At 67.0% G+C, this 9612-nt stretch carries 10 protein-coding genes (1 of these 10 only partly in view); 4 read left to right on the plus strand and 6 right to left on the minus strand.

Annotation, left to right across the window (positions count from 1 at the left end):
- Window positions 1-8: 8 nt before the first annotated feature.
- From kdpA to pyrE, 4 genes are all read right to left on the minus strand, one after another.
- On the minus strand, window positions 9-1715 hold the full coding sequence (gene kdpA / locus ACZK45_RS01450) for a potassium-transporting ATPase subunit KdpA (protein ID WP_253146021.1): 1707 nt from the start codon (window positions 1713-1715) through the stop codon (window positions 9-11).
- A gap of 12 nt (window positions 1716-1727) precedes the next feature.
- Entirely contained in the window at window positions 1728-1820 is a 93-nt protein-coding gene (locus ACZK45_RS01455) for a potassium-transporting ATPase subunit F (RefSeq protein WP_005407770.1), read from the minus strand.
- Window positions 1821-1994: 174 nt separating this feature from the next.
- Window positions 1995-2663: a hypothetical protein gene (locus ACZK45_RS01460; protein ID WP_125894852.1), complete on the minus strand. Its 669-nt coding sequence runs from the start codon at window positions 2661-2663 to the stop codon at window positions 1995-1997.
- Between the two features lie 19 nt (window positions 2664-2682).
- Window positions 2683-3342 (minus strand): orotate phosphoribosyltransferase, encoded by a 660-nt coding sequence (gene pyrE / locus ACZK45_RS01465; protein ID WP_010486876.1) that lies wholly within the window; start codon window positions 3340-3342, stop codon window positions 2683-2685.
- Window positions 3343-3504: 162 nt separating this feature from the next.
- Between pyrE and ACZK45_RS01470 the strand changes: the two genes are divergently transcribed.
- The 3 genes from ACZK45_RS01470 to ACZK45_RS01480 all read left to right on the plus strand — a co-directional run bounded on the left by ACZK45_RS01470 (window position 3505) and on the right by ACZK45_RS01480 (window position 5984).
- Entirely contained in the window at window positions 3505-4305 is an 801-nt protein-coding gene (locus tag ACZK45_RS01470) for an exodeoxyribonuclease III (protein WP_014035707.1), read from the plus strand.
- Window positions 4302-5675, plus strand: a complete 1374-nt coding sequence (locus ACZK45_RS01475; RefSeq protein ID WP_032128445.1) for an AmpG family muropeptide MFS transporter — start codon at window positions 4302-4304, stop codon at window positions 5673-5675. Before ACZK45_RS01470 ends, ACZK45_RS01475 begins: the two co-directional genes overlap by 4 nt.
- 78 nt (window positions 5676-5753) lie before the next feature.
- Window positions 5754-5984 carry a hypothetical protein gene (locus ACZK45_RS01480; RefSeq protein WP_180838591.1) on the plus strand — a complete coding sequence of 77 codons (231 nt, stop codon included), beginning with the start codon at window positions 5754-5756 and terminating at the stop codon, window positions 5982-5984.
- Between the two features lie 70 nt (window positions 5985-6054).
- On the opposite strand, the gene ACZK45_RS01485 is transcribed toward ACZK45_RS01480, so the two are convergent.
- Both ACZK45_RS01485 and ACZK45_RS01490 read right to left on the minus strand, forming a co-directional pair.
- Window positions 6055-7182 carry an anhydro-N-acetylmuramic acid kinase gene (locus ACZK45_RS01485; protein ID WP_180838592.1) on the minus strand — a complete coding sequence of 376 codons (1128 nt, stop codon included), beginning with the start codon at window positions 7180-7182 and terminating at the stop codon, window positions 6055-6057.
- 65 nt (window positions 7183-7247) lie between these two features.
- The gene (locus ACZK45_RS01490; RefSeq protein WP_032128447.1) at window positions 7248-8720 is read right to left on the minus strand and encodes a M23 family metallopeptidase; all 1473 of its coding nucleotides are present in this window, start codon (window positions 8718-8720) and stop codon (window positions 7248-7250) included.
- 167 nt (window positions 8721-8887) lie between these two features.
- Here ACZK45_RS01490 and tyrS point away from each other — a divergent pair, with 167 nt between their 5' ends.
- On the plus strand, window positions 8888-9612 hold the 5' portion of the coding sequence (gene tyrS / locus ACZK45_RS01495; protein WP_180838593.1) for a tyrosine--tRNA ligase. Its footprint extends 487 nt past the window's final position; 725 of the gene's 1212 nt are visible here — the first part of the coding sequence; the start codon lies at window positions 8888-8890; its stop codon lies off the right edge, out of view.

Consider the following 9612-nt stretch of genomic DNA (forward strand, 5'->3'; position numbering starts at 1 on the left):
GGGTGTCCTTAGTGCAGTCCCAGGCTCAGGTGGTCGGCGATCGGGCCGAGTACCAGCGCCGGCATGAACTGCAGCACGGTCAGGATGACGATCACCGAGACCAGGGTCAGGGCGAAGGTCGGGGTTTCGATCTGCAGGCTGCCGGCAGACTCCGGGGCCTGGCGCTTGGCAGCCAGCTGTGTGGCCACCACCAGCGGAATGATCAGCAGCGGGAAGCGGCCCAGCAGCAGTACCAGCGAGCAGCTCAGGTTCCACCACAGCGTGGCGTCGCCCAGCCCTTCGAAGCCCGAGCCGTTGTTGGCGTAGGCCGAGACGTACTCGTAGAAGACCTGGCTGATGCCATGGAAGCCGGGGTTGGAGGTGCCCGCCAGGCCGGGCACGGCCAGGGTGATCGCAGTGAACACCAGCAGGGTGATCGGCTGCAGCAGCACCAGCAGGGCCAGCAGGCGCACCTGTGGCGTCTCCAGCTTGCGGCCGAACAGTTCCGGCGTACGCCCGGTCATCAACCCGGCCAGGAATACACCCAGCAGCAGGTACACGATGAACTGCTGCAGGCCACAGCCGATGCCGCCCCAGATCGCGCTGACCAGCATGTTGACCATCGCGATGCCGCCACTCAGCGGCGCCAGCGAATCGTGCATGCCGTCGACCGAGCCATTGGAGACCTGGGTAGTCACTGCCGCCCACAGCGCGGTGCCATCGGCGCCGAAGCGCACTTCCTTGCCTTCCATCAGCAGCGGCGTGGCGGCGCTGGCGCTATGTCCTTCGCTCCACATCATCGCGCCGGTGGACAGCAGCGACATGCCCAGCATGCAGCTGAACACCAGGGCGCCGAAGCGACGTCGGCCGGTGAACGCACCGATCATGAAGATCACTGCCATCGGCACCAACAGGATGCCGACGATTTCCAGCGCGTTCGACAGCGGGGTCGGGTTCTCCAGCGGGAAGCTGCTGTTCGGGCCGTACCAGCCGCCACCGTTGGCGCCCAGCTGCTTGGCCGCGACCATCGCCGCGACCGGGCCCAGCGGCAGCTTCTGTTCGGCCATGCCGGCGCTGGCGTCGATCGGCGTGGCCTGCGGCCCACCGGTCATCGTCGACGGCACGCCCTGGCTGGTCAGCAGCAGGGTCCACACCAGGCACAGCGGCAACAGGAAGCGCACGCACAGGCGCACCACGTCCACGTAGTAGTTGCCCACCGCCACCTGGCGGTCATCGCCGGTACCCGTCGCCGCCGCCTGCGGCGCACGCGAGAACAACGCGCGCAGCGTCGCCACTGCCAGCGCCAGGCCCATCATCGGCGTCACCACCTGCAGGCCGGTGATGCCGGTCATCTGCGAGAGATAGGACAGCTGCGCCTGACCCGAATAGTGCTGCTGGTTGGTGTTGGTCAGGAACGAGATCATCGTGTGCAGCGCGGTGTCCCAGCGCATGTTCGGGATCTGGTCCGGATTCAGCGGCAACCAGGCCTGGGTCATGAACACCGCCTGGGTCAACACAGCAACCACCACGTTGCTCAGCACGAAGGCCAGCACGTAGCCGCGCCAGGACATCGAGCGCGACGGATCGACCCCGAACACCCTGTACAGCGGCTTCTCGATCCAGTGGAACAGCACGTCGACCTTCATCGGCGTGCCACGCATCACGCGGGCCAGGTACAGGCCCAGCGGCCACGCCAGCAGCAGGCTGGCGGCAATAATCACAAGCATCTCAGTCATGGCCGGCTCCGCTCAGAACGACTCGGGCCGCAGCACGACATAAAGAAGATAGGCGGCGGCGACCAGCACCAGCACGCCACACAACAACGACAGCCAGGGGGACATTGCAATAGCGTCCTGGTGGAACCCCTCCACCTCAGGCCGTCATCGTCGTCCTGCCCCCCATAAACGCACTACGCGCCGGACCGGGCCGACGCGTAAAGAGTGCATAAATTCCGTGGTCCAATCCGTAACCAGGCCCTGGGTAGCGCCGGGCCATGCCCGGCGACGGGAGCGTGGTCAGCCCGCCGGAGCCTGGCTCGCCGGCACCAGCCCCTTCAGCTCGCGATAGCGCTGCAGGGTGCTGTCGATCTCGGCCTTCAACGCCTGCTGCTGCTGCAGGAACCCGGCTTGCAGCCGTTGCTGCGACTGCAGCTGCACATGCCGCTGGCGGATCGCCTCGGCCTGCTTGTCGGCCACCTTGCCACCGGCCAGTTCGCGGTCACCTGCGGCCGCCAGCAGCGCCACCAGCGACTCACGCAGGCTGGTGACGTTGTACTCGGCGGTCTTCAGGTTGTTGTCCAGCACTTCCTGGCGCTCGGCGAACACCCGGCGCAGGTCGTCCTCGCTGCCATAGGTGGTCAGCATCGCCTGCTCGGTGCGCTGGCGGGTCTGCGCGGCCATCAGGTCCAGCTGCTGCTGCGCCGCCTCCGTGCTGGCGGCGGCGCGCTCTTCGTCGGTCAACGCGCGCTGGACCTGCGCATTGCGCAGGCCGCTCTTCGCGTTGAACTCCTCGCGGGCATGGTTGACCGCATCGGCCGGCAGCGAATCACTGCAGATCCGCTCCTTGCCCTCGTTCCAGCAGTACAGCTTCTTTTCCGTCTTGCCGCTGTCGCGCGACTGCGCCAGTACGGTGAACGGCACGGCCAGCAGCAGGCCGGCAAAGAGGACAGCAGGAACTCGGGACATGACCTTTCCCCTGGGTCGGTCAGCGGATCGAACGGACGCCGTACTGGGCCCGGTAGGCTTCCAGCGGCTGCCGGTAACCCACAAGTTCCGGGTTGCCGGAGGCGAAATCAAGCAGGTCGGCCAGCGACGCCACGGCGATCACCGGAATGCCGGCCTCTTCGGCCACCGACTGTGCCGCCGAACGGCGATCGGTTTCCGAAGCGATCTCCTGGCGGTCCAGTGCCACCACGATGCCGGCCGGGGTGCCACCGGCGGCGCGGATGATGCCCAGCGCTTCCCGGATCGCGGTACCCGCAGTGATCACGTCGTCGACGATCAGCACGCGCTTGCCATTCATGTCGGCGCCGATCAGCTGGCCGCCTTCACCGTGGTCCTTGGCTTCCTTGCGGTTGAACGACAGCGGCAGGTCACGGCCACGCTGGGCCAGCTCGCAGGCCATCGCGGTGGCCAGCGGAATGCCCTTGTAGGCCGGGCCGAACACCACGTCGTACTTGATCCCGGTGGCATCGATGGCATCGGCGTAGCAGGCGCCGAGCTGCGACAGCAGCGAACCGGAGTCGAAACGACCGGCGTTGAAGAAATAGGGGCTCAGCCGGCCGGACTTGAGGGTGAACTGGCCGAAGCGCAGGGCGTCGGCGGTCAGGGCCAGCTGCAGGAAACGGTGGCGGTGGTCGCTCATCAAAACTCGATTCATCTTCATTTGGAGCACAAATCCTAATCCAGCTGGGCGTTTCGCGCTCGTCCAGCGCCATGTGAAAGCCGTCCAGGCCCAGCCTGGCGGACTGCGCAGCCCGGCGGGCAACCGGTATGCTTGCCCGGTTTCCCGCCGCAGGTCCCCCGCATGCGCATCATCAGTTTCAACGCCAATGGCATCCGTTCCGCCGCGACCAAGGGCTTCCTCGACTGGTTCCGGGCCCAGGACGCCGACGTCCTGTGCATCCAGGAAACCAAGGCCCAGGAAGACCAGCTGACCGATCCGATGTTCCGCCCGGACGGCCACCACTGCTTCTACCGCGACGCCATCACCAAGAAGGGCTACAGCGGTGTAGCGATCTACAGCAAGCGCGAGCCGGACCAGGTGATCACCTCGCTGGGCTGGGCCCCGTTCGACGACGAAGGCCGCTACATCGAGGCGCGCTACGGCAACCTCAGCGTGGTCTCCTTCTATATCCCGTCGGGCAGCTCGGGCGACCTGCGCCAGGGCTTCAAGTTCGAAGTGATGGAATGGCTGCGGCCGATCCTCGAGGAATGGGCGCGCAGCGGCCGCGACTACGTGCTGTGCGGCGACTGGAACATCGTGCGTTCGGCGCTGGACATCAAGAACTGGAAGTCCAACCAGAAGAACTCCGGCTGCCTGCCGGAAGAGCGCGACTGGCTCAATGCCCTGTGCGCCGACCATGGCCAGGCCACCGATGTCGCCGCCGGACGTGGCTGGGCCGATGCCTACCGCCTGCTCAACCCCACCGGCGAGGACTACACCTGGTGGAGCAACCGTGGCGCGGCCCGTGCCAACAATGTCGGTTGGCGCATCGACTACCAGTTCATCACCCCGGGCCTGCGTGACCGCCTGCGCAGCTGCTCGATCTACCGCGACGAGCGCTTCTCCGACCACGCGCCGTTCATCGTGGACTACGACCTGTGACCGAGGCTGCCAAGCCGCGTCGGCCGTGGCAGCAGGTGGTGTCCAACCTGAGCCAGCGCAAGGTGCTGGCGATGCTGCTGCTCGGCTTCAGTTCCGGCCTGCCGATCTATCTGGTGGGCAACACGCTCGGCTTCTGGATGCGCAAGGAAGGCATCGAGCTGAGCACGATCGGTTTCCTGTCATGGGTCGGGCTGGCCTACACCATGAAGTTCCTGTGGGCGCCGATCGTTGATAAGACCGACGTGCCTCTGTTCGGTCGCTTTGGCCGCCGCCGTGGCTGGATGCTGCTGTCGCAGCTGGTCGTGGTGGTGGGCCTGGTCGGCATGGCGCTGGTCCAGCCCAAGGGGGGCCAGATCCAGTTCCTGGGTATCGCCTGGCAGCACATCGTCGTGTTCGGCGTGATGGCCGTGATCGTGGCGTTTGCTTCGGCCACCCAGGACATCGTCATCGATGCCTGGCGCATTGAAAGTGCTGACAACAGCGAGCAGCTGGGCCTGCTGACCTCATCCTCGGCGCTGGGCTATCGCACCGCATTGCTGGTCACCGATGCGCTGATCCTGATCATCGCGGCCCGTGTCGGCTGGCAGGTCTCGTACGAGATCATGGCCGTCCTCATGGCGCTTGGCGTGGTGGCCGTGGTCATGGCCCGTGAGCCTGCGCGGGAAGTGGCTGCCGTGCAGGCTCAGGCGACCTCGCTGTGGACGCCGCGGGGCCTGTTCGACGCCGTGGCGGGGCCGTTCATCGCCTTCGTCCGCGAGCATCGTAGTGGTGCGATCCTGATCCTGGTGGCCATCAGCGTCTATCGCATGGCCGACTTCGTCATGGGGCCGATGGCCAACCCGTTCTACGTCGATCTCGGCCTGGACGAGGACACCGTTGGCGCTGTGCGAGGCTCGGTGGGTCTGGTCGCGACCTTCGTCGGCATTGCTGCGGCGGGCCTGGTCTCGGTGCGCTGGGGGGTGCTGGCGGCGCTGATGGTGGGCGCCGTGCTGGGTCCGGCCTCCAACCTGGCGTTTGCCTGGCTGGCCTATTCGGGCCCGGACACCACCCATTTCGCGGTGGCCATGGCAATCGACAACTTCGCCAGCGGTTTCGCCGGTACGGCGCTGATCGCCTATATGTCGAGCCTGACCAGCATCGGATACACCGCAACCCAGTACGCGCTGCTGAGTTCGTTCTACGCGATGCCAGGCAAGGCGCTCAAGGGGCTCTCGGGGTGGTCGGTACAGACGCTCGCGCAGGGCCGGACGCTGCTGGAAGGCTACGCGCTGTTCTTCGTCGGTACCGCGCTGGTGGCGATCCCGGTGGTGATCCTCTGCGCCCTGCTGATCCTGCAGCAGCGTCGTCGCCAGGCCGCAAGCGCCACCTGATTGCCTGCCCGCCCGGTCTGCGGGATCATCGCCCCCGACGCGCCGAGGGGGCGGTGCCTTGCGAACGGGGAAGTGAGCATGGCCGACGTTGTGCTGCGGGACCTGGACCCGCTGCTGCTGGAACGTATCCGACGTGTCGCGGTTGCCCGCGGCTGGACCCACGAACAGACCTGCGCCGCCTTGCTGGAGCAGGGCCTGTTCGGCAGTGAACTGGAGGTCCGCTCCGGCTTCGGCGATCCCGAAGTGAACGCGCTCTCCGACGCCATCGCCGCCCTGCAGGCCCTGCCCGCAGGGCAGGGCTTCGATTAGTGCCCATGTAGCGTCGAGCCACGCTCGACCGCCGTTCCCGGTAGATCCACGCCATGCGTGGATGACCACCTCACGCCAGGTGGATCGCCCCCAGGATCCGCGGCCCCGTTGCCCCGGTCACGCCCGGCAGGTTGCCGGCCAGCCCGTCCATCGTCCGCTGCGCCAGCCAGGCGAAGCCCATCGCTTCCACGTACTCCGGGTCCAGCCCATGCACTGCGCTGGACTCCACCTGCACCCCCGGCAGCCGTGCAGCCAGCCGCTTCATGAGCTGCCGGTTGCGCACCCCGCCGCCGCAGACCAGTAGGCGCCGGGTCTGCGGCTGCTGCGCCAGCAGCGCATCGGCCACCGTCGCCACGGTCAGCTCCAGCAGGGTGGCCTGCACATCGGCGGCAGCGTACTGGCCTTCGCCCATGTGGGCCTCGGCCCAGGCCAGGTGGAACTGTTCGCGGCCGGTGCTCTTCGGCGGCGGCAGCGCGAACCACGGCTCCGAACGCCAACCCGCCAGCAGGCTCTCGTCCACCGCGCCACTGGCGGCATACGCGCCGTCGGCATCAAAGGTGCGGCCGGTGTGGCGCTGGCACCAGGCATCCATCAGCGCGTTGGCCGGGCCGGTATCGAAGCCACGCACCGCGCCTTCGCGCGGGATCAGGGTCAGGTTGGCGATCCCGCCCAGGTTGAGCACGGCGCGGTCTTCATCAGCCGTGCCCAGCATGCCGAGGTGGAAGGCCGGCATCAGCGGCGCACCATGGCCTCCGGCTGCCACGTCGCGGCGGCGGAAATCACACACCGTGGTGATCCCGGTCAGCTCGGCGATGCGGTTGCCGTCGCCCAGCTGTACGGTGAAGGCCGGATTGGCCAGCGGGCGATGGCGCACGGTCTGGCCGTGCGAGCCGATCGCGCGGACCTGGCTGCGGTCCACACCGGCCTCGGCCAGCAGTTGATTGGCGGCTTCAGCGAAGCTGATCGCGATCCGCGCGTCCAGTTCGCCCAGCTCCTCCAGCGAGTCCAGCGGGCCCCCTTCGCCCAGTGCCACCAGCCGCGCCCGCAGCACCGGCTCCCAGCGGGCGGTCAGGCCATGCACGAAGCGGCAGCCAGCGCCGCTGGGGAACTGCACCAGCGCGGCATCGATGCCATCGGCGCTGGTGCCCGACATCAGGCCAAGGTACAGGGGGGCGTCAGCGTCGACAGTTGTGTTCATGGCAGGCATAAAAAAAGGACGCGGCAAGCTTGGGCTGCCGCGTCCTTCTTCGTCAACGCAGGGGCTCAGCCGCGCTTGCGGCCGGTTGCCTGTTTGTCCTTGGCGCTGGCAACCTCGGGGGCGGCCTCGTCGCGGCTGGTCGGTGCCGGGCTGGCGTCGGCGTAGATCAGCTTCTCCATGCCCTGGATGCGCGCCATCGCCGGTGCGGTCTGCGCGCGGAAGGCGACCAGCTCGGCGCCCTTCAGCGGCTCCGGCGGCGGCATGGTCACGGTCAGCGGGTTGCGGTGCTCGCCGTTGACGCGGAATTCGTAGTGCAGGTGCGGGCCGGTCGCCAGGCCGGTCGAGCCGACATAGCCGATCACCGTGCCCTGGGCCACACGCTGGCCGGTCTTGATGTTCGCAAAGCGCGACATGTGGCCGTACAGGGTGGTGTGGCCGCGGCCGTGGTCGAGGATCACCACGTTGCCGTAGCCGCGCTGCACCCCGGCGAACTGCACGCGGGCGTCGCCGGCGGCCATGATCGGGGTGCCGGTGCGCGCGGCGTAGTCCACGCCCTTGTGCATGCGCATCTTGCCCAGCACCGGGTGCTTGCGCGCGCCAAAGGTCGAGCTCAGCCGTGCGAACGGGATCGGCATGCGGATGAAGCTCTTCTTCAGCGAACGGCCGTTGATGTCGTAGTACTCGGACTTGCCGTTGCGGTCGAAGCGGAAGCCGGAATAGGTCTTGCCACCGGTGGTGAAGGTCGCCGCCAGGATCTTGCTGGTGTCCACCTTCTCGCCTTCGCGCCAGGTTTCATCCATCACCACGCTGAAGCGGTCGCCCGGCTGCAGGTCCTTCGAGAAGTCGATGTCGTACTTGAAGATGTCGTCGGTCATCGTCGCGATCGCCGACGGCGACAGCCCGGCGCGGCGGGCCGCGGCATACAGCGAGCTGGTGATCTCGCCGCTGGTGACCACCGTGCGCGTGGAGGTCTCGCGTTTGGTCACCTTCTCCTTGATGTCATCGCCGGCCAGGCTCAGTTCCACCCGGTTGTCGGCATCGCGGTCGAAGCGGATGCTGCGCAGGTCACCGGACAGCGGCATGTCGAAGGCGATCTCGGCACCCGGGCGCAGCTTGGTCAGCGCCTCACGTGCACCTGGGTGGTCCAGTACCCGGTGCAGGGTGGTGGCCGGAATGCCGGCCTTGTCGAACAGGTCGCTCAGGGTCTGGCCGCGCTGCACCCGCAGCACCTGCCAGCTGTCTCCGGGCACCTGCTGCTGGCGGGCCATGGTCAGCGGCGGCAACGGCAGCGCCAGGCTGGTGTGGCTGTCGGCGAAGGGCGCATCGATGGTGTGCGAGAAGCCGGGAACGATCGTCGCCACCAGGGCGCCGATGGTCGCGAACAGGCTGGCATGCATCCAATGGCGGCGCGTCCAGCGCTCATTGAAGGCGGCGGGAAGATGTTGCCTGAGCTTCCGATGCAGGGCGTTGTCGTGCAGGACGTGGAGGCGTTCCTGGAAGCGCTGCTTGCGTGCGCGCCCTTGTTCGGAATTGTGCATCGGCGGTTTTTTCCTGGCAGCCCGGGAGCGCGGGCCTGATCGCCGGTTACCATAGACACCTGAGAAAACCGCGTCAAACCCTTGTGCCCATTGGCTTTTGTGAAGCCAATCGGGTTAACTTTGCTTTAACACCCCACACAAGAATCGGCGTTGCCGGGAGTAGTCACGTGTCCTCGATTGAAGAAGCCCTTGCCCTGATCGGCCGTGGTGCCGACGAGATCCTCAAGCTCGAGGATCTGCGTGCGCGCCTGCAGGAAGGCCGCCCGCTGCGGATCAAGGCCGGCTTCGACCCCACCGCGCCCGACCTGCACCTGGGCCATACGGTGCTGCTGAACAAGATGCGCCAGTTCCAGGACCTCGGCCACCAGGTCATTTTCCTGATCGGCGACTTCACCGGCATGATCGGCGACCCGTCCGGCAAGAGCCTGACCCGCAAGCCGCTCAGCAAGGACGACGTGCTGGCCAATGCCCGTACCTATGAAGAGCAGGTATTCAAGGTGCTGGACCGCAACCGTACCGAAGTCCGCTTCAACTCGGAGTGGTTCGGCAAGATGGGCGCCGCCGACATGATCCGCCTGGCCGGCCAGCACACCGTGGCGCGCATGCTCGAGCGCGACGACTTCGCCAAGCGCTATGCCGCCCAGCAGTCCATCGCCATCCACGAGTTCCTGTACCCGCTGGTGCAGGGCTACGACTCGGTGGCCCTGGAAGCGGACGTCGAGCTCGGCGGCACCGACCAGAAGTTCAATCTGCTGATGGGCCGCGGCCTGCAGGAGCACCACGGCCAGAGGCCGCAGGTGGTGCTGACCATGCCGTTGCTGGAAGGCCTGGACGGCGTCAACAAGATGTCCAAGTCGCTGGGCAACTACATTGGTATCAGCGAGCCGGCCAT

The organism is Stenotrophomonas sp. 63632_Sma, from assembly GCF_056482875.1.

Coding starts and splice junctions, on each gene's coding strand:
- kdpA (WP_253146021.1), bottom strand. CDS start 1,715: ATGACTGAGATGCTTGTGATTATTGCCGCCAGCCTGCTGCTGGCGTGG.
- ACZK45_RS01455 (WP_005407770.1), bottom strand. CDS start 1,820: ATGTCCCCCTGGCTGTCGTTGTTGTGTGGCGTGCTGGTGCTGGTCGCC.
- ACZK45_RS01460 (WP_125894852.1), bottom strand. CDS start 2,663: ATGTCCCGAGTTCCTGCTGTCCTCTTTGCCGGCCTGCTGCTGGCCGTG.
- pyrE (WP_010486876.1), bottom strand. CDS start 3,342: ATGAGCGACCACCGCCACCGTTTCCTGCAGCTGGCCCTGACCGCCGAC.
- ACZK45_RS01470 (WP_014035707.1), top strand. CDS start 3,505: ATGCGCATCATCAGTTTCAACGCCAATGGCATCCGTTCCGCCGCGACC.
- ACZK45_RS01480 (WP_180838591.1), top strand. CDS start 5,754: ATGGCCGACGTTGTGCTGCGGGACCTGGACCCGCTGCTGCTGGAACGT.
- ACZK45_RS01485 (WP_180838592.1), bottom strand. CDS start 7,182: ATGAACACAACTGTCGACGCTGACGCCCCCCTGTACCTTGGCCTGATG.
- ACZK45_RS01490 (WP_032128447.1), bottom strand. CDS start 8,720: ATGCACAATTCCGAACAAGGGCGCGCACGCAAGCAGCGCTTCCAGGAA.